The following is a 24505-nucleotide window of genomic DNA, read 5'->3' on the forward strand; positions in this document are numbered from 1 at the left end:
ACCCAATAACTTCTGATTCTATTATAATGTATGTCGAACAAAGCCGCAAGCCTTGAAAGCCAAGGTCTTCAAGGCAAATTGGCTTTGTTCGGGTGCAAGGTTTTGGAGAAGACCACTCCAAAGCCTTGCACATTCCGTTGGTGCGGCAAAGCCCACCAACGGAAATACACATTGTAACAATGGTTGAAATCCATAAAATAGCGTCCCTGTGCTATTTTATGGATTGATGCGGCATCTGCCGCAAGAATAAACCGCATAGCGGTGTATTCTTTAACCATTATTATAGAGGGGGCAAATAGCAATGTCAAGGAAAAATGTATTTTTTTCAGTTGCAGATAAAAGAAAAAAGAGGGAGCCGCCCCGAAGGGCGGCCCCCAGGCCCCAGTGGATTTAGGGCTACACGAAGAAATTAAGCACCAAAATTGGCATCTGGAGCGACAGAGCGGGTAATGGTGCAATGGCTCACGCCGACCACCTTGCCCTCATTCTGCCAGACAAGCACATAGCTCCATTCCTTGTCGGCCAGACCCTGTGCATCCTGCTCTGCCTTTGCAAACACCAGATAATTGGTGAAATTGTTGGCAAACACATCTCCGCCAGTACCATCAGCGGAATCCTGCGTCAACTGATACGCATCATTTGTGCCGCTGAGATTGCTGCCATCACGATACACATAAACACTTCCGTTTTCTGTGTCCACACCAGAAGGAGCAGCAAATTTCACACCCACAAAGAAACCATCTGCGCTATCCAGTTCACCGCTGGGCTGTGTCAGTTGATACGCTTTGTCAGCCGCGTCATCCTGACCGTCAGCATAGGCCTGAATGAATGCATTCACTTTGGCTTGGTCAACAGTAAAACCTGTTCCGTCTTCATTCCAGGTCACACCAGCTTCTGTGTATGCCGCACTATAATCAAAGCTGTCGGTTCCAGGCTTACCAGGGCCGTTTCCATCTCTCAGAGCGGCCTGCTGCTGGGTATACTCCACCCACTCTGAAGTATCATCGATCCAAACCTTGGTGGTTCCATCCTGAACCAGCTTGGAGAAGGCCGGGATATCCTCTTGATTCAAGGTGACATCTGTGCCCTTGACTGTGCCTTCCCCCTCGATGGTGCCGTTGACAGTCAAAGTGGCGCCTTTGGCCACAACCAGTGTTTTGCCTTTGGGGATAGTCAGCGTCTCACCTTCGGCAACGGTCAGATCTTTCACTGTCACTTCGGTCAGATTCATCTTTTCTGTTCCCAGGGCCGTGTTGACTTCGTCCACTGTTTCGGGAGCGCAGGCGATGATGTAATCAAATACCGAATTCAGCTTATAGGGATTGGTGAATTCCGAATCACCGGCATTGTTGTCCTCATTGACAAACTGTTCGTGCACTTTTTCAATAATTGCTCCATCCACACGATCAAAGGCCTTCATGGCGTCCGTATAGACTTCGCTTGCGCTTACATCCCGGCCAATGCTGGCCCGGTATGCGGCGTGCTCTTCATAGATGGCTTTCAGGGTGTTGAAATCGGACACAGTGGAAGCATTCGCCTTGATCTTTTCCGACAAAGCCCACTTTCCAGCCTCATATTTGACGCCCATGTTGAACGCGGCCTGAATCTCTGCAGCAGTAGTATAGCCGCCCTCCGGCTTGGATTCCAGCACATAGTTGGCAACGGAAGGCTTGCGGGAAACAGCCATGGTGCTATAATCGCCAGAGCTTACAGCAATACCCAGTGCATCCTCATTGCCTTCGGTCTCCAACACAGTCTGCAAAGCAGATTTGTCTTCGGCATTGTTCACAGCCTCAATGATGTTTTCCCACTTGGCATAAACGGTCATATCGGCAGTGACATGAGTTTCCGCTGTGAATTCGGTATCTTCATCAGAATACCAGCCAAGGAATTTGCAGCCTGCCTTGGAAGGATTGCTGGGCAGTGTGACTGTTCCGCCATTCTCCACAGAGATGCTCTGGATGGTATTTCCATCGACAGCATCTTTGAATGTCACAGAGTGCTGACCTTCAATTTTACAGCCAGTAGCGTCAAAGGTCAGTTCAACGGTATCCTGCACACGGCCAGCCGCATCCTTGAGCTCCAGGGAAACGGTCTTCTTGATGAAGCTGCTGTGTTCATTGTCCCAAATCTGGATATTCAGCAGCGCCGCATTGTTCATGGGAACAGCGCCCGACACTGTGCCTCCATCGCTGAAATCGGCCAGGCTCATGGGGTTGGGGGTAACAGTGCCGCCAAGCTGTGTAATCAGTTTGCTTCCCACATTAAATCCATAGAGCAAATAACCATTCTGTGTTGCCACATCGGTTGCATCCAGCTTGTCTGTTGTCGTTTCGCCGGACAGGGTAACTGTGGTACCATTGGAGGCCGCATCCAAGCCAAGGCCCTCCGCAGTCTTATGTCTGATAGGCAGGGAAGCTTCATCGTAAGCATCCAGAATTACTTCCGGGATGGCTGTGAGCACAGAAACGTCGGCCTTGAAGAAGCTCACATCAAAAGTGATGTTATAGGTGGTTGTTTTATCGCCATTCTTAACCACTACATAAGCGCCGTTTTTGTATTCATCCTCGGTATCGCCGGAGAAGTAGACGGTGTTGTAAGTCTTGCCGTTTACTTCATAGGTGCGCTCAGCAATGCTGGCAACAGGGCTCCCCAGGTCCGCGGGAACAGAGCCGAAGCCTGCATAATATTCATTGCCTTCTGCGGCAGGAATACCAAAGCCCACCCAGTGGCCTTCTGCACCAGTAGCATTGGTGTGATTCATAACATCCTTAGCGATAATCTTGACGGTATGCACATCGCCATTCACCGTGCCGCTGACCGAATAGGAGCTGCACAGATCCTCAGAGGCGATCCCGTTGTCGGCCGCTTGGTCAACCATGGGGGCCACTACCACATCGGAGGACTCTACCACGCTGCCGCCACCGCCGCCGGAACCTCCGCCACCCGGATTGGTGTCAGTGTTATCACTTTCGCTGGTGCCCGTGGAACCGGAAGTAATCACCTTGTCATTGCCGGTGGTCACATTGCCTGTACCATTGTTCACGACTTTGGTGCCGTCGGTGGTAATATCTGCACCGCTGGAGCCCTTGGCCGCTTCAAAGTTAGTCACAGAACCCTTACCGGACACAGTGGTGTTGGCAGCAGAGGTGGTGATCTTCTCGATCTTGGCGTCTTCCTCGGCCTTGACAGTGGTGTCAGAGCCGGACACGCTCATGGTGCCCACAGTGCCATTGACAGTGACAACAGCCTTGGAAGCAGCTGTGTTCATTGTGTTCACAGTGGTGCCGCTCTGGACGGAAACCGCTGTGCCGGAAGCGCTCTGAGCCACATTCATGGTCTCCACAGTGGACTTCTCGCTCACAACAACCTTGGCACTTGTGCCAGCCACATTCATCGTAGTTACATCAGCACCGGTCAGGGTAACAGTGCCCTGAGAAGCGCTGGCGTTGACCTCATCAAAATTGCCGGTGAGCACCACATTGTCGCTGACCGCATTCACATTCACGGCCTTTTCGGTCTTGTTTTCCACGCGCACAGCGCCGGTGGGCTTGTTGACCACAACACTGCCCACTGTGGTATTGCCTTCCAGAGTGACAGTGCTTGTGCCGCCGCCGCGAACCAGCAGACGGCCGGAAACGGTGACATCCTTCAGCACAACATCCCCTTCGGCTGCGCCGTCGCCGATGATCAGATCACCGGAAATGGTGGCGCCTTCCAGAGTGCCGGCCTTGTTCAGCACTCCATTGCCGTCAGTAGTCACATTCAGCTGATTGTCGGCAAAATAAGTTTTGACCAGATTGTCCATCACCTGGGCAAACTCAGCACGGGTGATGCTGCTCTGGGGATTCAGCATATTATCGGAGCCCTTCACATAGCCGGCGGCCACCATGGAAGCCATGGAGTCCCTGGCCCAATCGGCCACCTGGGCGCCGTCGGTGTAGCTGCTGAGTACGCTCTGATCGCCGCCGCTGAGGGTAAACAGGCGGGCCAGAACGGTGAAAGCTTCCTGACGGGTGATGTTGGCATTGGGATTGAGGTTCACGCCATCGCCCTGAAATACCCCCATCAGCACGGAAGAAGCCATGGCATCATAGAACCAATCGCCAGCATTCACATCCCCGAAAGAGGAAATGTCGGCCTTGCCATTGGTACCGAAAGCACGGGTCACAATGGCGGCCATCTGCGCCCGGGTCAGATTCTCGCCCGCGGCGATTTTCCCGTCGATGCCGTTGAGCAGTCCATTGTTGATGGCGTTTTGCAGCGCCTGGGTGGACCAGTCGTTGGGCATATCAGGGAAGGTAATGGTGTTATCTGCGGCAAAGGCCGGTTTTGGCAGCATGGACGCCAGCATGGTGGCGCTGAGGGCCAAAGACAACACTTGCTTTTTCATAGGTGTCTCCTCCTATTATGATGTATTTGGCATTCCGGGGCACATAACCCCAAAATACCCTAAAATCATTATATATTTTGTCCTTCCAAAAACTGCGTTTCAGAATGATTTGTTCTAACCCCAGTTTTCTCCTTTCTTTCTCCCCTTCTTGCCACAGGCCGCCCTGTCTGCTACAATACTATTGGATCATTTCACAACAAGGGAGGGTTTTTCATGGCGGCAAAGAACCGGGACAAACTGCGGCAAATGGCTGAAAAAAATGAGATCCTTTTCCGGGACAAAGCCTGTCCCCGCTGCGGCAGCCGTCTGGCTGTCTGCCTCAAACCCCAAGGGGCCGATGCATTTCCCTATCTCAACCTGGGGGATCCCCAGGCTGAAACGGCATATTATTGCCCCATCTGCCGGGCTTATCACAGCACCGACGGCACCTTCTCCCCCTATGCGCAGCCCCCTTCCTCTCCTTTTGCCGGAGATGGAAAGCGGTATCCTTTCACCCGGGCCTTTGTTCGGGATCGGGTCAGCCGCGTGCTCTTCATCCAGGGGATCGGCGCCCTGTGTGTTCTCCCCCTGCTGATCCATATGCTGCGGGCCACTTTGCAGGGCTTCTCCCTGTTTAACTGGGCGGGGACCCTCTTTTGTGCCATGGCCCTTTTTGTGCTTCTTTATTTCTTCTCTTATTATTTCCGCCTGCTGGGCGTCTGCCGCCGCTCCTTTTTCGAGTTGGGAGAAAAAGGCGTTATTTTCTGTGACGGCATCGCTTCCCACTATATGCCCTGGGAGGATTTCCGCCTGGCCGAAGCCATCCCTGGCCAGGACGGCACAGAAGAAAGCTATATTTTTGACACGGCCACCCGCAGCTTTGTGCTGAACCAGAACCTGGAAAATCACAAAGAAGCTGCCCTGCGCATCGCCCACCGTCTGCGGGATACCGATGTTCCTATGAATCCCCGTTTGCTCCACTTAATTTATTGACCGGCTTATCCATTTTCTTTATATATTATGATAAAGGAGCGATCCAACATGAACAAAAAAGAGTTCGTCTGCCAGGCCATCCAGGAAAAACAGCAGTTTTTCAATGCTGTCAGCGATGAAGTCTGGGGTTATGCCGAAGCGGGCATGAAAGAATACCAGTCGGCAGAATGCCTGGAAAAAGCCGCCCGGGAACTGGGCTTTTCGGTGGAAACCGGCCTTTCCGGCATCCCCACCGCTTTTGTGGCCTCCTGGGGCAGCGGCAAACCGGTGATCGCCTATCTGGGTGAATACGATGCCCTTCCCGGCCTGAGCCAGAAGGCCGCCTGCCCGGTGAAGGACGAGCTCTCCCCTGGCGCCTATGGCCATGGCTGCGGCCATAATTGCCTGGGCACCGCTGCTCTGGCTGCTGCTTGGGCCGCCAAAGAGTTTATGGAGAAAAATCACCTTTCGGGCACCATCCGCTATTATGGCTGCCCCGGTGAGGAATACGGCAGCGCCAAGGCCTTCATGGCCCGCGACGGCCTGTTCGACGATGTGGACGCCTGCTTTACCTGGCATCCCGGCACCACCAACAATGTATGGCTGTGCAGCAGTCTGGCCAATCTCAGCGTCTTTTTCCGCTTCAAGGGCCGCACTTCCCACGCTGCCTCCACCCCCTTCCTGGGCCGCTCCGCTCTGGACGCCTGCGAGCTGATGAGCATGGGCGTCAACTATCTGCGTGAGCACATCATTCCCGAAGCCCGGGTTCACTATGCCTATGTGGATGTGGGAGGCATCGCCCCCAATGTGGTGCAAGATCATGCGGCCGTCCACTATTTCATCCGTGCGCCCCGAGTATATCAGATGATGGAAATCTACGAGCGGGTGTGTGATGTGGCCCGGGGCGCCGCGCTGATGACCGGCACCCAGCTGGAGATCCAGATCCACGAAGGCCTGAGCGATTTCCTTCCCAACCCCTCTCTCACCAAACTGATGTACCAGGCTCTCACCGAAGTGGGCGCTCCCCAGTTTGACGAAGAAGACCGGAAGCTGGCTTCGGCCATCCGGGAGACCCTTTCCCCCGATCAGCTGAAGAGTTATGCCGAGAAATATGCCGGTGTGCCTGAAATGCAGCAGCTGATAAAGGAGAACGCCGTTTTGTGCGATGTGGTACTGCCCTTCATTCCGGAAAGCTCCCCCATGGGCGGCTCCACCGATGTGGGCGACGCCAGTTACTGTGCCCCCACCGCCCAGATCAACATGTGCACCGAGGCCATGGGCACTCCCGGCCATACCTGGCAGGTGACCGCCCAGTCCTGCTCTTCCATTGCCCACAAGGGCACCATCAAAGCCGCTCAGGTGATGGCCCTCTCCGGCCTGTATGCTCTGGAAGATCCCCAGCTTCTGAAAAAGGCCAAGGAAGAGCTTCTCCAGCAAAACGGCGGCGGTTATCGCTGCCCCATGCCCCCGGAGATCATGCCCACCCTGTAAGCCGGGTATTTTCAAACAGCAAAACACCCCTTCTGCTCTGACAGAAGGGGTGTTTTCTCATTTATTTTTCTATTTTCTCTATTTTGAACACATTGATCACATCGGCATCGGGGCAGCAGAACACCGCCGTTCCCTCCGGCTGACCGGGAATCGCGCCGCCATAGCGAAGAATGTCCACATAAGGAAAAGCCACATGCATGGCCATGGGACAAAGCTCACCCCGCTGGGTATCAAAATCAAAAGTATCCCCCACCCGGTGCCCCCGATGGCATCCATGAGGCCCTTTTCTCTCAATGAGAGTCAAACGAATTTTGGGTTTCGCCATAAGGCTTTCCTCCTTTTGCTCACAATCTGTTTTGTTCGCCCCAATCGCACATCTGATCCAAAATGGGGATGAGGGATCTTCCTCGTTCGGTCAGGCTGTATTCCACCTTTGGGGGAATCTGGGGATATTCCTCCCGATGGACCAGCCCATCGGCCTCCAGCTCCTTCAATGTGGCGCTGAGGGTTTTATAAGAAATCCCCCCGATGTATTTTTTCATTTCATTGAAACGAACCACCTGAAAGCACATCAGGGTGTACAGGATGGTCATTTTGTATTTGCCGTTGATCAGCGACAAAGTGTAGCTGAAACCGGTGTCGGCCAGGTTGGCATTGGCAATACAGGTTTTGTATTCTTCTTTTTCCTTCATCTCAAACCACACTTTCTTTTGGGTAAGTATCGCACCAGAATGTGCGTACTTGTTCTTTGCGCAATTCTTGCTATGATTGTATTATCCCACCTGGGAAAAGTCAACCCCAAGCAAACAAGGAGGAACCTGTATGAGCAAGAAAGTGGTTGTCATCACCGGAAGTCCCCGGAAAAACGGAAACAGTTTTGCCATGACCGACAGCTTTATCCAAGCGGCCCGGGCAAAAGGGCACTCCGTTACCCGCTTTGATGCGGCCATGATGCAGATCGGCGGCTGCCGCGCCTGCGAGACCTGTTTTTCCACCGGAAAAGCCTGCACCTTTGACGACGACTTCAACAAAATCGCCCCGGCCATTCTGCAGGCCGATGCCATTGTTTTTACCATGCCGGTTTACTGGTATTCCATCCCCGCCCAGATCAAAGGGGTGATTGACCGGATCTATTCCCTGGTGGTGGGTGGAAAGGACATTTCCGGCAAAGAATGCGCCCTCATCGCCTGCTGTGAAGAGGAGGACCTGTCCGTGCTGGATGGGGTACGCATTCCTATGGAACGCACAGCAGCTCTGAACAAATGGACCATGGTGGGCGAAGTGCTGGTGCCCGGCGTGCTGAAGCCCGGGGACATCCTGAAAACAGACGGCTGTGAGAGAGCGGCCGCCCTGGCCGAAAAAATCTGAGAAAGGCGGAAGGAAACATGGGAAAGAATATCATCATTTTAAACGGCAGTCCCCGAAGAAACGGCAACACCTCTGCTCTGGTGGAAAAGTTTACCCAGGGGGCCCGGAAAGCCGGGCACACTGTTTCCGAATTTTTCCTGGGCGACATGAACATCCATGGATGCAAAGGCTGTCTCAGCGGACATAGCAGCCGCCCCTGCCCCTGTGTCCAAAAGGATGATATGGATCGGATCTATCCGGCTATGCGCACCTGTGATGTGATGGTGCTGGCCTCACCGCTGTATTATTGGAATTTCAGCGGGCAGCTGCGCACCGCCATGGACCGGCTGTTCGCTCTGGAAGAACACGACGGTAATTTTCTGCGGGGGCACAACCGGGCCTGTGCACTTCTGATGGCGGCCGAGGGCCATGGGTTTGAAGATGCGCTGACCTACTACCAACACCTGCTGGAACACCTCCGTTGGACCGATCTGGGCCATGTGCTGGCCGGCGGCAATATGGATGTGGGGGACATCACCGGCAAGCCGGAACTGGAACAAGCCTATGCCCTGGGCCAATCCATTGCATAAAAAAGCTGAAAGGCCGGAGCGATATGCTCCGGCCTGAGCGTGTCGAAAAAGTGGCTTAGGCCACTTTTTCGAGTTTTTGCAAGGGGCTGTATGCACGCCTTTGGCGCACACTTGCCCCTTGAGAAGTGCAAAAAGCCACGCACAGGTCGCGGCTTTTTGCGGATTTATAGGGGTAGGGCGGACGACCCTTTTCGTTATATAGGTTTTTCGACAGTTTGAGGCCGGAGCGATATGCTCCGGCCTTTTCCTTTATTTTCCCAGAAACGCCAGCAGTTCTTCCTTTCTCTCCTGAAAATCCTTCAGCCCCAGATCGTACAAGGCCTGCTCGGCTTTTTCATCCATGGAATAAGTACTCACCCCGCTGTGCTGGCTGGGAGCAAACACAAAGGCTTTTCCCTCCCTTTCCAGCGCGAAAACCTCCTTGAAGTTTTCATTGTACACCCGGTGACGCCGGCGGATGGCATTGACGATGTTGGGATATTTGCGGCAGGCCGTTCGGTACAACAGCCGCATACTCTGAGGTTTTTTCACATAATCCCGGCTCTTGGACAAAATGACCACCAACCGACTGCACCCCTCTTCCAAAGCATGCCGCACGGGAATGGCATCGGTGAGCCCACCGTCAAAATAGGGTACGCCTCCCAGCTTTACCGGGTGGCAGGCCACAGGAATGGCACTGGAAGCCATGATCAGACGATAATCATCCTGCCCCACCATTTCCTTTCCAAAATATTCCGGTTTTCCCGTTTTTGCATTGGTGACCACCACCTGATATTCCGCAGGATTTTTCAGCAGGGCCGGGTAATCCAGAGGGTCTTCTCCTGCAGCGCAGCTCAGTTTTCCATAAATGTACTGCATTCCAAACAGCTCGCCTGTTTTGACCACGCTTTTCAGTCCGAAATACTCCGGCGAATGGATATGGCGGGTAAAAAAGCGAAGGTTTCTTCCCTTCTGTCCTGCCAGATAGGAGGCCAGATTGCCCGAGCCTGCCGAAACACCGATGCAATAAGGAAAGGTGATTTTTGCATCCAGGAAAGCATCCAGGATTCCTGCGCTGTAGGCGCATTTCATGCCTCCCCCTTCCACTACAAGCCCGATTTTTTCTTCTTTCATATACGCTCCTTCTTCTTTATGGATCAATCGGTTTCTTCCACCATTGTATCTCCATAACGAAGAATAAACAAGGCCGGCCCTTCTTCGGCCGCGATGCATTGCAAACCTTCTGTCTCCAGCAGATCGGCATCCAGCCAGATCACCGATGTGATCCACTCAAAGCTCATATCCACTCCCGGCAAAGGCACGGTGCTGTATATCGCCACCGGCAATTCCCGTCGCCCCAGATTTTCCTGGCACCAATCCCCCAGGCCCTGGCTCCTGCCACAATCCACACGCAGAGTCTGGCCTTGGAAGGAAAGCAGTCCGGCAAAAGGTGTTTCTCCTTCTTTGTTCCACATTCCCTCCAGTACCTGCGTCTGCTCTTTTGTCAAATTGTCACTTTGGGCCGCAAAAAGCATCATTCCCTCTTCTCCAGGCAACAGTGCTCCCAGCTCATCACCGGTAAACAGCAGCTCTTTTTCCCATTGCTCCCGTTCCTCGCCGCAGGTCTCTTCCAGTATCAGCAGCAATTTTTCGTTCAAAGGCGGGCAATTCTCTCCGGTCAAAGTCCACTGGAAGCATACCTCTCCTTTTTCCAGATGGCTGCTTTCCCACCGTCCGTATTCCTTCTGAGGATCCTGGGCAGAGACCAAGCGCAGAAGGCTTGTCTCCACCGTTCCGCCCCGCTGGTAAGACAAAGTGATCTCCGGGCCTCTGTCTGTACCTTGTACCGTCAGATCCGGCGGTGTCATCCACTGAAACTCCGGTGTGCCCACACAAAGCTGATAGACCACCTCTTCTTCATTGTTCCAGCAAATGGTGATGGGAATCTGCTCCTCCAGGCTGCTGATGGGCACAAACACCGTAAGCCCTTGCTCCAGCTGGCTGTTTTCCACTTCCCAGCGGCGGATCATCCCCTGGTTTCCCTTCTCATAGGTCACATTCCCCTGGGAATCCTCCGGTGTATATCCCATGGCCAGCAAGGTTTTGCTGCTCCAGCTCACCGTGGTGCTTCCCCCTTCTTCCAGTTCTCCCCCCGGCACAAAGTGCAAAGCCACCATGCCAAAGGGCACCTGGGGATCTCTTCCTTCAAATGCTTCCCTGGTCTCCTGGGAGGGATATCCCCAGAGCAATTCTTCTTCGGTTCCCATTTCCAGTTGCAGCGTGTATACGCCCTCCGTCTCCTGGAGGGTAACGCCGGAAACAGGCTGACTGGTATGGCCACTCTCCAGTGAAATCTGATCCTGGGGCCACTTTTCAGGTTCTTCCGGCGGTATTACTTCCCCCTCATCTCCATCTTCCGACCCGCCTGATGATCCGCCTGACGGCCCGGAAGAACTTCCGCCGTTTCCTGCTCCCTGTGTATTGTCCGGTTTCTCCTCTTCAGGGGAGAATCCCTCTCCTTTTCCCGAAGTCACCAGACTGCCTTGTTCCAGCAGGGATTCCCCTGCCCATACATTCCCGGTTTCTGACAGCACAATCACCTGTGTACCCGGCGTTCCCACATAGAGCCCTTTCCCATAGGCCCGCACCTGCTCCACTTGCCCAGTGCCTGCGATGGTCCCCTGGTCTCCCCGGCATTCCACGCACCGGATAAAGTTCCCAGGGGATGCCATCACTCCATTGTTTTTGCCCTGCATCTGCAGATTGCTCACCCATGCACCGTCAAGAATCAACTGTACGCCGTCGCTCTCCAATTCCACCTGGGTGAAGAAACCGGACAACACGGCCATAGGCGCTCCCACTTTTACCTTTGTCGCACATCCCTTTTCTGCTTCCAGATGGATGCTGCGGGCGGTTTCCATCAAAAGAACCTGATCGGCCCAGGACACTCCCTTCATCGTCACCTGGCCGCTTCCCCTCACCACCAGCCGGCCATAGATCACCACATCCTGGAGGCATACCTGTCCACTGGCTCCTTCGGTGAGAATCAGATCTCCCATCACCACAAGCTGGGAGTAATTTCCGCTTTGGCTGATCAATGTATTGCCGTCCATCTGCCATCCCTGGCTCCCGGCAGTCAATCGCTGGGGCACCAGTTGAGCACCCATCTGAACAAATTCTCCCCTGGTGATCGGCTCCTGATTCTCTTTCCCTTCGGCCGGATTCCGGTCAAGACAAAACAGCCGCTGGAAAATCAATCCGGCTTCCTCCCAGGTCAGCATCCCCTGGGGACGCAAATAACCTTCATAGCCCTGCATCGCCCCCATGGCCACGGCCCGGGCCATGTCCTTCCGGTACCAGCTGTCCTGCGGCACATCCACATATTCCTGCACTTCAGCTTCTTCCATGGCTCCAAAGGCCCGCACTACCACCGCCGCAGCCTCTGCCCTGGTGATGGGCCGATCCTCACTTTCGCTTTCCAGCAAAGTGAATACCGTTTCTTCCGGTTCTCCAGGCTCCGCCGCTTGCTCTCCCTCCTGGCCATGGATTGGAAGAGGCCATGGCAGGATACAAAAAATCAATGCACAAGCCCATAATTTTTTGATCCATTGTTTCATCTCGATCCCTCTTTCTCTTTCTTTTTTTATCATTCCATTGGAATGATAATCCAATCATATCATATATTGCCTGCTATATATCATCTTTTCTATTTTCTTTTTCAAAAAAAATACCCCAAACCGAAATTTTCCAGTTTGGGGTAAAAGCAAGTTTCCCTCAATAGAGATTTTTCTTTTTGAGCAAGAGCCAGGTAAGTCCGGTGATGGCAATGGAGAGCGACACCGGGAACCAGGTATGGGGCAGAGGCATATCCTGCACATTCATGCCATAGAAGCTAAAGACGATATTGGGAATGGTCATCAGAATGGTGATGACGGTGAGCACTTTCATGATAATATTCAGATTGTTGGAGATCACCGAAGCAAAGGCATCCATGGTGCCGCTGAGGATGCTGGAATAGATATCGGCCATTTCAATGGCCTGTTTAAATTCGATGATCACATCTTCCAGCAGATCCTGATCCTCTTCATAAAGCTTGAGGATCCGGCCGCGGAGCAGCTTTTCCAGCGTGGTTTCTGTGGATTTCAAAGAAGTGGTAAAATAAACCAGGGACTTTTCCAATGTAAGCAGCTGGATCAGTTCTTTGTTTTTCAGGGATTTATACAGCTCCCCTTCGATCTTGCTAGAAATCTTTTCAATCTGGCGCAGATGGAACAGATATTTTCCCGCCGCCCGCAGCATCAGGTTGAGTGTAAAGCGGGTCTTCATGGCGGTATTCACATTTTTCACCAGTCCCCCGGCAAAATCCCGCACCACCGAGGTTTCCTCCAAAGAGACGGTGACCACATTCTGTTTTGTGACCAAAATGGCCAAGGGCAAAGTGGAGAACAGCATACCGCCGTCCTTCTTCTGCTCTTCGCTGTAAGGGATATCCACGATGAGCAATGTCACATCGTCCTCCACTTCGATACGGGAGGTTTCCTCTTCGTCCAGTGCAGCCCGCAGGAAAGCGGGGTCCAGCTCCAGGGCCTGGGAGACCGAGGCGATTTCTTCCTCATCGGGATGGATCATATTCACCCAGCATCCCGGCTCCAGCCCAGGGATGGGGCAGATCTGGTTGTTTTCGCTTTTGAAATAGGTGATCATAGTTTCAACGCTCCTTTAAAAGCCCAGGCGCGCTGAAAACGCGGCGGGGCCGTGTGTAGTCATTCGGTGTCTGCAACTTTCAGGCTCAGGGCTCACGCCGCTCACTCCTTCTCTTCGCAAATTCCGGAAAACCGGTTCCCTTCAGGGGCAAAACCATTATAGACCTGATTCTCCTTGTTTGCAATCCTTTTTACACAAATTTTAGCTTTTAGAGCATCGTTTCTCCCCACTGCTTTGTTTTTCTCCATAAATCTCCCGTTTTCTCTTATTATCTCCTTTTTCACTTGTTCTGTCTTCCAAAATTCTCCCTGTTTTTTCGTGTCAAATGACGAACATCTCCCCCTTTTCATTGGCCCGGCAATCGTGTATACTGTGTTTGTCAATCAATCTGACAGAGTAGGCGGATATGGGTCAAGTGCCGAAGGGACGGGGAGTTGCCCTTTGGACGAAAAGCTTTTTGGCTTGCCGTAGATTCGCCGCATCCCGCTGTCACATACCGGAGCGGCGGCCAGACCTCCTCTATGTGGCAATCACAAACTGAGGAGGTATTTTTTATGCCCGAAAAAACCTATCTGTCCCCCCTGCGCCCCGCTTTCTGGATCGCATCGGTGAAAGAGTTCAAACACCTGCGCACCTTGGTGATCGCCGCTTTGCTCTCGGCCATCTCCATTGCTATGGGCGGCCTGTTTATCCCGGTGAGCGAAAGCCTGCGGGTATATTTTTCCTTTATCCCCCGAGCCATTCTGGGGGCGGTGTGCGGGCCTGTGGTTGGTCTGGCTGCCGGAGCGGTCATCGACCTGACGGAGTTTTTCCTCTTTCCTTCCGGATTCAGCTTTTTCCCCGGCTATACCCTGAACACCATGCTGGGCGTTTTCTTCTATGGACTGTTCCTCTACCGGCAAAAGCCCAATCTGCCCCGGCTGGCCGGCGCCCGCATCTGTATCGCCTATCTGATCAATGTGGGACTGGGCTCCTTGTGGAACGCCATTTTGCTGGGCAAGGCCTTCTGGTTCTATGCCGCCAAAAGCCTGGTGAAAAACACCGTAATGATCCCCGTTGAAGTGATCATCCTGCTGGTGTTGTTCAAGGCCCTGGAGCCGGTGCTCCAGCGCTCGGGGCTGGTGCCTTCTGCCAAGGCTGGCTCCCGCCGCTGATTTTTACTCCCATCCTAAAAAAGACGGGCTGGCCGCCCGTCTTTTTTTATGCGTTCCAAGGCCTTGCCAAAAACAGGCCGCCCCGTTACAATAGATATATGTATGAAAAAATAAAAGGGAGCGGACACTATGGGTATACACGACGGCCACAGAGAACGGATGCGCCAACGCTATGACCAGATGGGCGCTGATGGGTTTCACGACCATGAAATGCTGGAAATGCTTCTCAGTTGTGCTTTGCCCCGTGTGGACACCAATCCCATTGCCCATGAGCTGCTCCATGTGTATGGCTCTCTCCACGGCATCTGCCATGCGCCCCGGGAATCTTTGCAGAAGATCCCCGGCATCGGTCCCAATGCCGCCACTTTGCTGCGGCTCATCCCCGGCCTGTGCCGGATGTACTATTCCGAGCAAGAAACCCATGTGGTGCTGAACTCCCCGGAAAAATGCGCCGCCTACCTGATCCCCCGGTTTATCGGCCGTACAGTGGAAACGGTATTCCTTATATGCACCGACAGCAAGCACCGCCTGCTCAGCTGCATCCTGCTGGCCACCGGCAACCTGAACAGCGCCGCCGTCAGCTCCCGCTCGGTGGTAGAAACCGCTTTGCGCTTCAATGCCGCCCATGTGGTGCTGGCCCATAACCATCCCAATGGAGTGGCTCTTCCCTCGGAAGAAGACCTGCACACCACCGACCGGCTCTATAGCGCCCTGGCCGGCGTCACGGTGCACCTGGTGGATCACATCATCGTGGCCGACAACGACTATGTATCCATGGCCGATTCCGGCTACTTTTCCATGAACGCTTCCTATTATCCATAACATCCAGTATCCGGCAAATGGTTGTGTCGGAACAAATGTTCTGCTATAATATTGCCAGAAGCGCCGCCCGGTTTGGCGCGGCGCCTTTTACTGCCCAAAGCAAAGGAGGGGCACTATGCCGGAATTTCAGATCGTCAGCGATTATAAACCTTCGGGAGATCAGCCGGAGGCCATCGAAAAACTGGCCCAAGGGGTGGAGCTGGGCCTGCCGGAGCAGACCCTTTTGGGCGTCACCGGCTCGGGCAAAACTTTCACCATGGCCAACATCATCCAAAAAGTTCAGCGGCCTACCCTGGTCCTGGCTCACAACAAAACCCTGGCCGCCCAGCTCTGCTCGGAGTTCCGGGAGTTTTTCCCCCACAACGCCGTGGAGTTTTTCGTCTCCTACTATGATTACTACCAACCAGAGGCCTATATCCCTTCCACCGATACCTATATTGAAAAGGACTCCGATGTAAACAGCGAACTGGACCGGCTGCGCCACTCGGCCACCTCCGCCCTGTTTGAGCGGCGAGATGTGATCATCGTGGCCAGCGTCTCCTGCATCTACTCCCTGGGCGACCCCATCGACTATGCCAACATGGTGATCTCCCTGCGCACCGGCCAGGTGCGGGACCGGGACGAGATCTGCCGCAAACTGGTGGAGATCCAGTACGAGCGCAACGACATCAGCTTTGACCGCAACCGTTTCCGGGTGCGGGGCGATACCCTGGAGATTCACCTGGCCTACACCGACGATTACGCCATCCGGGTGGAGTTTTTCGGCGACGAAATCGACCGGATCTCCGAGATCAACATTGTCACCGGCCAGGTGCGCCGGGTGGTGGATCATGTGGCCATCTACCCCGCCTCCCACTATGTCACCCCCAAGGACAAGCTGGAGGTGGCCATCCGGGAGATCGAAGAAGAAGCCAGAGAGCGGGTGGCCTTCTTCGAAAAAGAGGGCAAACTCATCGAAGCCCAGCGTATCAAGCAGCGCACCGCCTATGATATGGAAATGCTGCGGGAGATCGGTTTTTGCAGCGGCATTGAAAACTATTCCCGGGTGCTTTCCGGCCGGGCTCCCGGCTCGGCCCCTCACACCTTGCTGGATTATTTCCCCAAAGACTTTTTAATGATCATCGACGAATCCCATGTGACCCTGCCCCAGGTGCGGGCCATGTACCACGGCGACCGGGCCCGGAAGGAAATGCTGGTGGACTATGGTTTCCGTCTGCCCTCGGCCTTTGACAACCGGCCCCTCAACTTCCCGGAGTTCCAGGAGCGGATCAACCAGGTGATCTATGTCAGCGCCACCCCGGGAGAATACGAGCGCACCCGCTCTTCCCAGACGGTGGAGCAGGTCATCCGCCCCACCGGACTTCTGGACCCGGAGGTCATCGTCCGGCCGGTGGAAGGTCAGATCGACGATCTGATCGACGAGATCCGTCAGCGGGAAAAGCAGAAGGAGCGGGTGCTGGTCACCACTCTTACCAAGCGGATGGCCGAGGACCTGACCGACTATCTCCGTCAGGAGGGCATTGCCTGCCGGTATATGCACCACGACATCGACACCATCGAACGGATGCAGCTTTTGCGTGATCTTCGTTTGGGTGAATTTCAGGTGCTCATCGGCATCAACCTTCTGCGGGAAGGTCTCGACCTGCCGGAGGTATCCCTGGTGGCCATTCTGGATGCCGACAAAGAAGGCTTCCTGCGCAGCGAAACCTCCCTCATCCAGACCATTGGCCGGGCGGCCCGAAACGCCCACGGCCAGGTGATCATGTACGCCGATACCATCACCCCCTCCATGGACCGGGCCATCCGGGAAACCCAGCGCCGCCGGTCTATCCAGGACGATTACAACAAGCGCCATGGCATCACCCCAAAAACGGTGTTCAAGAGCGTGCGGGATGTGATCGAGATCTCCCGGGATGCCAGCACCCTGGCCATGCCGGCGGACAGCCTGAAGAAAATGACCAAGAAGCAAAAGGAACTGACCATACAGAAGCTGGAAAAGGATATGCGGGAAGCGGCCAAGATGCTGGAATTTGAATACGCTGCCGTACTCCGGGACCAGCTGAAAAAGCTCCGGGAGGAAAAGTAGCCTCCCCATCCCAGAAGAAAGGCCCCCGGGGCATCGTCCCCCGGGGGATTGGTTTGGAAAAGTATGATCGACAAAATCATCGTCAAAGGGGCCCGGGTGCACAACCTGAAGAATGTGGATGTGACCATCCCCCGGGACACCCTCACCGTGGTCACCGGCATTTCCGGCTCGGGCAAAAGCTCTCTGGCCTTTGACACCATTTACGCCGAAGGCCAGCGCCGGTATGTGGAATCCCTCTCCTCCTATGCCCGGATGTTTCTGGGCCAGATGGAAAAGCCCGATGTGGACTCCATCGAAGGCTTGTCCCCGGCCATTTCCATCGACCAGAAGACCACCTCCAAAAACCCCCGCTCCACGGTGGGCACCGTCACCGAGATCTACGACTATCTCCGCCTGCTGTGGGCCCGCATCGGCACGCCCCACTGTCCCAAATGCGGCAAAGAGATCCGTCAGCAGACCATCGACCAGATCATCGATCAACTGATGAACATGGGTGAAGGCACCCGGCTGCAGATCCTGGCCCCGGTGGTGCGAGCCCGCAAAGGCGAACACCAGAAGATTTTCGAGGACGCCCAGCGCAGTGGCTTTGTGCGGGTGCGGGTGGACGGCAATCTCTATGACCTTTCGGAAGAGATCAAGCTGGAAAAGAACAAAAAGCACAACATCGAAATTGTGGTGGACCGGATCGTTCTGAAAGAAGGGGTTCAGCGCCGGCTCACCGACTCGGTGGAAACGGCCGCCAGCCTGTCCGGGGGCCTGGTGATCGCCCAGGTGCCTGGCGGCAGCGAAACCCTGTTTTCCCAGAACTACGCCTGTGAGGACTGCGGCATCTCCATCGAAGAGCTGACCCCCCGGCTCTTTTCCTTCAACAATCCCTACGGCGCCTGCCCGGAATGCACCGGTCTGGGGATGAAGCTGGAACTGGACCCCCAGCGGATCATTCCCAATCGGAATCTGTCCATCAACGAAGGGGCCATCAAAGCCTCCGGCTGGAACTCCCTGGACGATGGCAGCATCGCCCGGATGTATTTCAACGCCCTCTCCGAAAAATACGGTTTTTCCCTGGACACCCCGGTGAAAGATCTGCCCAAATCCGCTTTGGACGCCATTCTCTACGGCACCAAGGGGGAAAAACTGGAGCTGCACTGGAAGCGTTCCGGCGGCAGCGGCCACTATACCCAGGCCTTTGAAGGAGTGCTGCGGAACCTGGAACGGCGGTACCGGGAAAGCGCCAGCGAAAGTGTGCGGGAAGAGATTGAAGAATGCATGAGCCCCATCCCCTGTCAGGCCTGCCACGGCAAGAGACTGAAACCCGAAGCTCTGGCCGTGACAGTGGGCGGCATCAACATCACCGATTTCACCGATTTTTCCGTGACAAAGGCACTGGAATTTCTGGAAGGACTGACTCTCACCGACCGGGAAGCCATGATCGCTCAACGGATTCTGAAAGAAATCAAAGAGCGGCTGGGCTTTCTCCGCAGCGTAGGTCTGGAATACCTGACCCTGTCCCGCTCCAGCGGCACTCTGTCCGGCGGCGAAGCCCAGCGTATCCGCCTGGCTACCCAGATCGGCTCTTCCCTGATGGGGGTGCTCTACATCCTGGACGAGCCTTCCATCGGCCTGCACCAACGGGACAACGACAAATTGCTGCGCACCCTGAAACGGCTGCGGGATCTGGGCAACACCCTGATCGTGGTGGAGCATGACGAAGAAACCATGCGGGAAGCCGATTATATCATCGATGTGGGGCCGGGAGCCGGTGTTCACGGCGGCGAGATCCTCTGCGCCGGAGACTGCCAGGCCATTATGGACTGCCCGGAATCCCTCACCGGTCAATACCTCAGCGGCAAAAAATATATCCCGGTTCCCCAGGAACGCCGGAAAGGCAACGGCCATTTTCTCAAGATCCGGGGCGCCCGGGAAAACAATCTGCAAAAACTGAATGTGGACATTCCCCTGGGTACCCTGACGGTGATCACCGGTGTTTCCGGCTCGGGGAAAAGCTCCCTGATCAACGAGGTGCTCTATAAGCATCTGGCCGCCGAGCTCAACGGGTCCCGCACCCGGCCCGGCGCCTTTGACAAGATCGACGGCCTCCAGTACCTGGACAAAGTGATCAACATCGATCAATCCCCCATTGGCCGCACCCCCCGCTCCAACCCGGCCACCTACACCGGACTGTTCGGGGATATCCGGGAGATTTTCGCCAAAACCCAGGACGCCAAAGCCCGTGGCTACGGCCCCGGCCGGTTTTCCTTCAATGTGCGGGGCGGACGGTGTGAAGCCTGCGGCGGCGGAGGCCTGGTAAAAATCGAAATGCATTTTCTCCCCGACATCTATGTGCCCTGTGATGTGTGCGGCGGCAAGCGGTATAACCGGGAAACCCTGGAAGTTCACTACAAGGGAAAGAACATCAACGAAGTGCTGGACATGACGGTGGAAGAAGCCCTTCCCTTCTTCGAAAGCATCCCCAAGGTGCAAAAGAAGATCCAGACCCTGTACGATGTGGGCCTGGGATATATCAAGCTGGGCCAGCCCTCCACCACCCTCTCCGGCGGCGAAGCCCAGCGGGTCAAGCTGGCCACCGAGCTGAGCAAGCGGCACACCGGCAAAACGGTGTATATTCTGGATGAACCCACCACCGGACTGCACATTGCCGATGTGCACAAACTGACCCAGGTGCTGGATGCGCTGGTGCAGGCGGGCAATACCGTCATCGTCATTGAGCACAACCTGGATGTGATCAAAATTGCCGACCACATCATCGACCTGGGGCCTGAAGGCGGCAGCGGCGGCGGTACTCTGGTGGCTCAGGGCACCCCGGAAGAGGTAGCCCAGAACCCTGCTTCCTATACCGGCCAATATCTGAAGCCCTATCTGGAAAAAGGCAAATAAAGAAAGAGAAAGCCCTTGGCGGTCTGGCCAAGGGCTTTCTCTTTTGCTGTTTTTCTCTCTCCGGTGTGTTCCGGATCATGTTTCATCACTGACGCAGCTCATAGAGCTTGTCGTTCTCCATGACTTCCGGCCGGTTCAGACGGCTCATCATCTTCTCAAAGGCCCGGGCGGCATCCTCCAGCACCTTTTCTTCCGAGATCTGGGTGAGGGTTCTCCCTTCCATGGCGATCTGGCCGTCTACAATCACCAGATCCACATCCTGGCCCATGGCGTGATAGACCAGCCGCTGCACCGGCATGACGAAGGGGGCCAGATGGGGCTGCATCACATTGACAGCGATGATATCGGCCCGCTTGCCCACTTCCAGGGAACCGATCAGATGATCCAGCCCCAGTGCCCGGGCCGGCTCGATGGTCACCAGCTCCAGCACCTTACCGCAGGGCAGCAGATTTCCGTCTCTCTTCCGGAAGCGCTGGAACAGCTGTACATTCTTCATATCCCGCCACAGATCAAAACTCCGGTCTCCGGCGGTGCCGTCGGTGACCACCGCCAGATGGATGCCCATTTCCAGCATCTCCTGCACCGGGCAGTGGCCCACTGCATTGGCATGGGTGGTGGGGCCATGGAACACATAGGGGCCGGTGCGGGCCAGGATCTCCAGCTCCTGCTGGCTGTATCCGGTGCTGTGGGTCAGGCTGAGCCGGGGAGTGAGCACCTCCGGGGTATGATCCATCATAAACTGCACATCGCCGCCATAGGCGTGGGTGTGCAGCGGCACATCGTAGGTTTCCGCAATGCGGTGCATCTCCCGGTTGTGGCGGATGTTTGCTTCGTCGCTTTCATCGGGGCGGCGGCCCATGCGTCCAGGGGCCACAATGCACATCATCCGCTTGTGATGGCCGTTGAGCGTGCGCACCGCTTCTTCGGTGGTTTGATAAGCCATTTCCGGCGTGACCTCTATATCCTCAAAGCTGCCGTCCTCCCGATAAGTGCGGGCCACCTTGGGATAGGCGCCGTAAGGACATCCGATTCCCGACAACTGCCGGATACCGGTGGCCACCGATCCTTCCAGGTTGGCCTGCACCGGCAGAATGCTGTCCACCCGGGGCGTGCTGCCCACCATGGATACGGCGGTGGTAGTGCCGAATTTCAGCCGCTCTGCGGCGGCCAGCGCTCCCTCGGCCCGCCAGAACTCCGGATCGGTGCATTTGTAGTAGATGGTCTCGGCCATCTCCTCCCAGCCATCGTCCAGATGCTCTCCCAGGGTGCGGATCAGGCAATGGCCCCCATGGCCATGGCCGTCCACCAGACCGGGAAGAATGGCATGGCCTTTGCAGTCGATGACCCGGGCAGCACTGCGCTCTCCCAGCTCCTCCATGGGGCCGATGGCGGCAATGGTGTCCCCTTCCACCCCGATATACCCCTTGTCATAGATGTGGTGTTCCCCATCCACTGTGATGATGACACCGTTTGTCAAAAGCAGATCCCACATAATTTACGGCTCCTTTCCCTTTTCCATGATCACAGATTTTCTTGCTCTGCAAAAGGCGAGAAAACGGCGGTCTGCAACGGTTGCGCCGTCCGCTCCGGAACCAGTATATCATATCCTCCTGCCGCCGCCTACCCCGGCCGGAGAGAAAAAGTCGCCGGAATGCAAAGCACTCCGGCGACTTTTGTTCCCGCAATTACATATTGCTGAGCATATTCATCAGATTGTCTGTGGAGAAGAATTCCCGCAGAGAAGAGGGCACATAGCTGGGCAGCAGCTTTGTTCCCAGGAAGAGGAAGATCAAAGTGAAGACCACGGTGACGATCAGATTCAGATAGACCTTCCGGTTGGGGCTGAGATTGGCGATACCGCTGCTGCCGGCCACCAGGAAGGTTACGCCCGCCAGAGCGCCGGCACAAAAATAGAACACGATACCGGCGGAAATGTTCAGCAGGAACACCAGGCAGCTGACCAGGATCATGGGAACCAGGATCACCGAACGCATGGAGACAATGGACAGAGCTTCCTGGAACCGGAGCTGTCCGCCCAACAGCTTGCCCACGGCAAAATACAGTCCGGCCAGGATGGCTTCAAAGATCACTGTATACAGCAGCGTCAGGAAGAAAGCGCCCACACCGGAGAACTTGATGTTCTGGGTCATGCTTCCGCCCAGAGCGATCAGGCTGTTGATCTTTCCAATGCAGAAGAGGGCGAAAATCGCCGAACAGATCCCCTGGAGAAGCAGGAAAATCACCGACACTGTCACATCGCCCCGGCGCACATAGCCCTGTGCACTGGTGCCCGGCGCCTTTACCAAATCGATCAGATCTTTCAGCAAAGCGTCCAGCACCTGCTTGCCCTGAACCGAAACCGCAGGGGCCGCACCCGGCTGAGCCGCAGCCTGCTGGGGCGCCGCTTGCTGTACATTCTGCTGGGGTGCCGCCTGCTGTGCTTGCGCCTGGTTCTGTTGAGCCTGCTGGCAGGTGCAAACCTCGCCATCCTCCAGTTTCCGTCCACAATACCTACAAAATGCCATGGAAATCCCTCACTTTCTCGTTTCTCTCTTATTGCTCCACGGTGCTGGTTTCGTATGTATACCGATCCACATTCACCGTTACACACTGACGATAGGCCTCATCCAGGCTTTCATAGCCGGGGAAGTAATAGCCGTGACCGTTGAACTCGGTGCGGAAACGGCCGTTCTGGGTCACATAATCCCCCAGTTCCACCTGAACTTTGCCGTCGGGCGTTGCGATCAGGTTGTCAAAGCGCACGGTATAATAGAAGGTGACGCTGCCCTGATAGCCCTCCTCGGGGAAGCTGGCCGTGCTCTGCACCTGATAAACCAGATAGAGCGCATTCTTCCGGGAATTGGTTTCCTGATCCTTGGCCACCAGCAAATAGTTGCCCACATAGGTGGCGCTGTCCAGGGAAATGGCCTCGTCCCAATCCTGAGCGGCTTCGGCCTTGATGGCGTCTGCACCCCGGGACTTCATCTCTTCCAGAGTAGCGCTGTCCACCTGCTCCAGCTTGGTGAGGTAAGAACCCAGACCATCCACTGTGTATTCCTTTTCGGTAGCAGTGAACTTGACACCGTAATTTTCCAGGAACACTCTTTCCCATTCATCCCCCATATCATCCTGGGCAATGGACACTGTCACAGTATCTCCATTGTCCAGATCCCGGTAGGGATCCGCAGAATACACCAATGCCTGGGCCCAATCCTCGGTGGAATCGCACACCACCTCCACCCGGCCATTGGGGGCTGTGCCGGTGTATTCCAGCTTCACATTTTCAAAGGGATCCACTTCCCGGACTTCTTCCAGGCCTTCCACGGTGAACTTCATGTCATCATAAGACAGCTTCACATCGTATTTTTCCAAAGCGGTCTTGTCGTCGCAGTTCCATTCATAGGTGACTTCATCCCCATTGGCCAGCTCCTGGTTTTTATTCAGGCTGCCGCTGACGCAATCCTGCAACAGCATCTGGCAGATGGCCTGGTCATCCATGCTCTCACCCAGGGCCGGGGTCTGATACTCGATCTTTCCAGCATATTCCTTGCAGAAAGCCTCGACATCAAATGTATAAGTGGCATTGCCCATGGTGTCATAACCGGAAAAAGTAACGCTTACATAATCCTCCAGCTTCACTTTCTGGGGACGGGTGGCGATAAAGGCCACCACTGCAATGAGAAGCACCAGCACACCGGCGCCGATCCCCACCATCTTCTTGTTCTTCTTGACAAACTCGGTCAGGGGGCTGGGCTGAGCCGGCTGGCTGGGAGCCGGAGCCTGCACCGAAGGCTGCACAGGGCTCTGGGCCGGAGCACTGGGAGCTGCTTTGGGCTGCTCCGCCTCGATCTTTGCACCGCAATGCTCGCAGAATGTGGAGTCATCGGGAAGCTGTTTCCCACAATTTGGACAAAACATAATCTTTCCTCTCTTTCACTGATTTCTCTGAGAAGGCTTTGGTCACCGCCATATGTGCCAAAGCCCGGCACGGCGTTTGTATATCCTCCCCCCATCTGCCGCCCTGTCCCCACCGCAGGACGGTGTCCGTGTTTTCCGCAATCTTTCCATTTCAGCGAGTAAACATCCATCTGTT

General features: G+C 55.2%; 18 protein-coding genes and 1 riboswitch. Of the genes, 8 read left to right on the forward strand and 10 right to left on the reverse strand.

Annotation, left to right across the window (positions count from 1 at the left end; genetic code table 11):
• Nucleotides 1–409 precede the first annotated feature (409 nt).
• Entirely contained in the window at nt 410–4393 is a 3984-nt protein-coding gene (locus H6A25_RS10530; protein ID WP_204752083.1) for an S-layer homology domain-containing protein, read from the reverse strand.
• 213 nt (nt 4394–4606) lie between these two features.
• Between H6A25_RS10530 and H6A25_RS10535 the strand changes: the two genes are divergently transcribed.
• Nucleotides 4607–5365: a hypothetical protein gene (locus H6A25_RS10535; RefSeq protein WP_204752084.1), complete on the forward strand. Its 759-nt coding sequence runs from the start codon at nt 4607–4609 to the stop codon at nt 5363–5365.
• A gap of 48 nt (nt 5366–5413) precedes the next feature.
• Nucleotides 5414–6835, forward strand: coding sequence for a M20 family metallopeptidase (locus H6A25_RS10540; protein WP_204752085.1), 1422 nt, complete (start codon nt 5414–5416; stop codon nt 6833–6835).
• Between the two features lie 61 nt (nt 6836–6896).
• On the opposite strand, the gene H6A25_RS10545 is transcribed toward H6A25_RS10540, so the two are convergent.
• Complete coding sequence (locus tag H6A25_RS10545) at nt 6897–7160, reverse strand: TIGR04076 family protein (RefSeq protein WP_204752086.1); 264 nt, start codon at nt 7158–7160, stop codon at nt 6897–6899.
• A 19-nt stretch (nt 7161–7179) separates the two neighbouring features.
• The gene (locus H6A25_RS10550) at nt 7180–7527 is read right to left on the reverse strand and encodes a winged helix-turn-helix transcriptional regulator (RefSeq protein ID WP_243423335.1); all 348 of its coding nucleotides are present in this window, start codon (nt 7525–7527) and stop codon (nt 7180–7182) included.
• A 130-nt stretch (nt 7528–7657) separates the two neighbouring features.
• On the opposite strand from H6A25_RS10550, the gene H6A25_RS10555 reads away from it, so the two are divergent.
• Nucleotides 7658–8203, forward strand: a complete 546-nt coding sequence (locus tag H6A25_RS10555; protein WP_204752087.1) for a flavodoxin family protein — start codon at nt 7658–7660, stop codon at nt 8201–8203.
• A 17-nt stretch (nt 8204–8220) separates the two neighbouring features.
• Entirely contained in the window at nt 8221–8772 is a 552-nt protein-coding gene (locus H6A25_RS10560; protein ID WP_204752088.1) for a flavodoxin family protein, read from the forward strand.
• A 249-nt stretch (nt 8773–9021) separates the two neighbouring features.
• On the opposite strand, the gene H6A25_RS10565 is transcribed toward H6A25_RS10560, so the two are convergent.
• The 4 genes from H6A25_RS10565 to H6A25_RS10580 all read right to left on the reverse strand — a co-directional run bounded on the left by H6A25_RS10565 (nt 9022) and on the right by H6A25_RS10580 (nt 13739).
• Nucleotides 9022–9885, reverse strand: coding sequence for a patatin-like phospholipase family protein (locus tag H6A25_RS10565; RefSeq protein WP_204752089.1), 864 nt, complete (start codon nt 9883–9885; stop codon nt 9022–9024).
• A 23-nt stretch (nt 9886–9908) separates the two neighbouring features.
• Complete coding sequence (locus H6A25_RS10570) at nt 9909–12368, reverse strand: S-layer homology domain-containing protein (protein ID WP_204752090.1); 2460 nt, start codon at nt 12366–12368, stop codon at nt 9909–9911.
• A 157-nt stretch (nt 12369–12525) separates the two neighbouring features.
• Nucleotides 12526–13455 (reverse strand): magnesium transporter CorA family protein, encoded by a 930-nt coding sequence (locus H6A25_RS10575; RefSeq protein ID WP_204752091.1) that lies wholly within the window; start codon nt 13453–13455, stop codon nt 12526–12528.
• A 101-nt stretch (nt 13456–13556) separates the two neighbouring features.
• Nucleotides 13557–13739, reverse strand: a complete 183-nt coding sequence (locus H6A25_RS10580) for a hypothetical protein (RefSeq protein ID WP_204752092.1) — start codon at nt 13737–13739, stop codon at nt 13557–13559.
• Between the two features lie 106 nt (nt 13740–13845).
• A riboswitch (THF riboswitch) is annotated at nt 13846–13946 on the forward strand.
• 63 nt (nt 13947–14009) lie between these two features.
• On the opposite strand from H6A25_RS10580, the gene H6A25_RS10585 reads away from it, so the two are divergent.
• The 4 genes from H6A25_RS10585 to uvrA all read left to right on the forward strand — a co-directional run bounded on the left by H6A25_RS10585 (nt 14010) and on the right by uvrA (nt 20412).
• Nucleotides 14010–14609: a folate family ECF transporter S component gene (locus tag H6A25_RS10585; protein ID WP_204752093.1), complete on the forward strand. Its 600-nt coding sequence runs from the start codon at nt 14010–14012 to the stop codon at nt 14607–14609.
• A 129-nt stretch (nt 14610–14738) separates the two neighbouring features.
• On the forward strand, nt 14739–15431 hold the full coding sequence (locus tag H6A25_RS10590; protein WP_204752094.1) for a JAB domain-containing protein: 693 nt from the start codon (nt 14739–14741) through the stop codon (nt 15429–15431).
• Nucleotides 15432–15546: 115 nt separating this feature from the next.
• A complete protein-coding gene (uvrB, locus tag H6A25_RS10595; protein ID WP_204752095.1) occupies nt 15547–17517 on the forward strand; it encodes an excinuclease ABC subunit UvrB in 1971 nt (656 codons plus the stop codon).
• A gap of 63 nt (nt 17518–17580) precedes the next feature.
• Nucleotides 17581–20412 carry an excinuclease ABC subunit UvrA gene (gene uvrA / locus H6A25_RS10600; protein WP_204752096.1) on the forward strand — a complete coding sequence of 944 codons (2832 nt, stop codon included), beginning with the start codon at nt 17581–17583 and terminating at the stop codon, nt 20410–20412.
• Nucleotides 20413–20497: 85 nt separating this feature from the next.
• Here uvrA and H6A25_RS10605 read toward each other — a convergent pair whose 3' ends face one another.
• The 3 genes from H6A25_RS10605 to H6A25_RS10615 form a co-directional block, all read right to left on the reverse strand.
• On the reverse strand, nt 20498–21904 hold the full coding sequence (locus H6A25_RS10605) for an amidohydrolase family protein (protein WP_204752097.1): 1407 nt from the start codon (nt 21902–21904) through the stop codon (nt 20498–20500).
• Between the two features lie 193 nt (nt 21905–22097).
• Nucleotides 22098–22937 carry a hypothetical protein gene (locus tag H6A25_RS10610; RefSeq protein ID WP_204752098.1) on the reverse strand — a complete coding sequence of 280 codons (840 nt, stop codon included), beginning with the start codon at nt 22935–22937 and terminating at the stop codon, nt 22098–22100.
• Between the two features lie 28 nt (nt 22938–22965).
• Nucleotides 22966–24330, reverse strand: a complete 1365-nt coding sequence (locus H6A25_RS10615; RefSeq protein WP_204752099.1) for a zinc-ribbon domain-containing protein — start codon at nt 24328–24330, stop codon at nt 22966–22968.
• Nucleotides 24331–24505: the final 175 nt, after the last annotated feature.

This window comes from Intestinimonas butyriciproducens, from assembly GCF_016901775.1.
GTDB lineage: Bacteria > Bacillota > Clostridia > Oscillospirales > Butyricicoccaceae > Pseudobutyricicoccus.

Excerpts from the sequence above, each read along its gene's own strand:
- H6A25_RS10530 (WP_204752083.1), bottom strand. The coding sequence starts at position 4,393 with ATGAAAAAGCAAGTGTTGTCTTTGGCCCTCAGCGCCACCATGCTGGCG.
- H6A25_RS10535 (WP_204752084.1), top strand. The coding sequence starts at position 4,607 with ATGGCGGCAAAGAACCGGGACAAACTGCGGCAAATGGCTGAAAAAAAT.
- H6A25_RS10540 (WP_204752085.1), top strand. The coding sequence starts at position 5,414 with ATGAACAAAAAAGAGTTCGTCTGCCAGGCCATCCAGGAAAAACAGCAG.
- H6A25_RS10545 (WP_204752086.1), bottom strand. The coding sequence starts at position 7,160 with ATGGCGAAACCCAAAATTCGTTTGACTCTCATTGAGAGAAAAGGGCCT.
- H6A25_RS10550 (WP_243423335.1), bottom strand. The coding sequence starts at position 7,527 with ATGAAGGAAAAAGAAGAATACAAAACCTGTATTGCCAATGCCAACCTG.
- H6A25_RS10555 (WP_204752087.1), top strand. The coding sequence starts at position 7,658 with ATGAGCAAGAAAGTGGTTGTCATCACCGGAAGTCCCCGGAAAAACGGA.
- H6A25_RS10560 (WP_204752088.1), top strand. The coding sequence starts at position 8,221 with ATGGGAAAGAATATCATCATTTTAAACGGCAGTCCCCGAAGAAACGGC.
- H6A25_RS10565 (WP_204752089.1), bottom strand. The coding sequence starts at position 9,885 with ATGAAAGAAGAAAAAATCGGGCTTGTAGTGGAAGGGGGAGGCATGAAA.
- H6A25_RS10570 (WP_204752090.1), bottom strand. The coding sequence starts at position 12,368 with ATGAAACAATGGATCAAAAAATTATGGGCTTGTGCATTGATTTTTTGT.
- H6A25_RS10575 (WP_204752091.1), bottom strand. The coding sequence starts at position 13,455 with ATGATCACCTATTTCAAAAGCGAAAACAACCAGATCTGCCCCATCCCT.
- H6A25_RS10585 (WP_204752093.1), top strand. The coding sequence starts at position 14,010 with ATGCCCGAAAAAACCTATCTGTCCCCCCTGCGCCCCGCTTTCTGGATC.
- H6A25_RS10590 (WP_204752094.1), top strand. The coding sequence starts at position 14,739 with ATGGGTATACACGACGGCCACAGAGAACGGATGCGCCAACGCTATGAC.
- uvrB (WP_204752095.1), top strand. The coding sequence starts at position 15,547 with ATGCCGGAATTTCAGATCGTCAGCGATTATAAACCTTCGGGAGATCAG.
- uvrA (WP_204752096.1), top strand. The coding sequence starts at position 17,581 with ATGATCGACAAAATCATCGTCAAAGGGGCCCGGGTGCACAACCTGAAG.
- H6A25_RS10605 (WP_204752097.1), bottom strand. The coding sequence starts at position 21,904 with ATGTGGGATCTGCTTTTGACAAACGGTGTCATCATCACAGTGGATGGG.
- H6A25_RS10610 (WP_204752098.1), bottom strand. The coding sequence starts at position 22,937 with ATGGCATTTTGTAGGTATTGTGGACGGAAACTGGAGGATGGCGAGGTT.
- H6A25_RS10615 (WP_204752099.1), bottom strand. The coding sequence starts at position 24,330 with ATGTTTTGTCCAAATTGTGGGAAACAGCTTCCCGATGACTCCACATTC.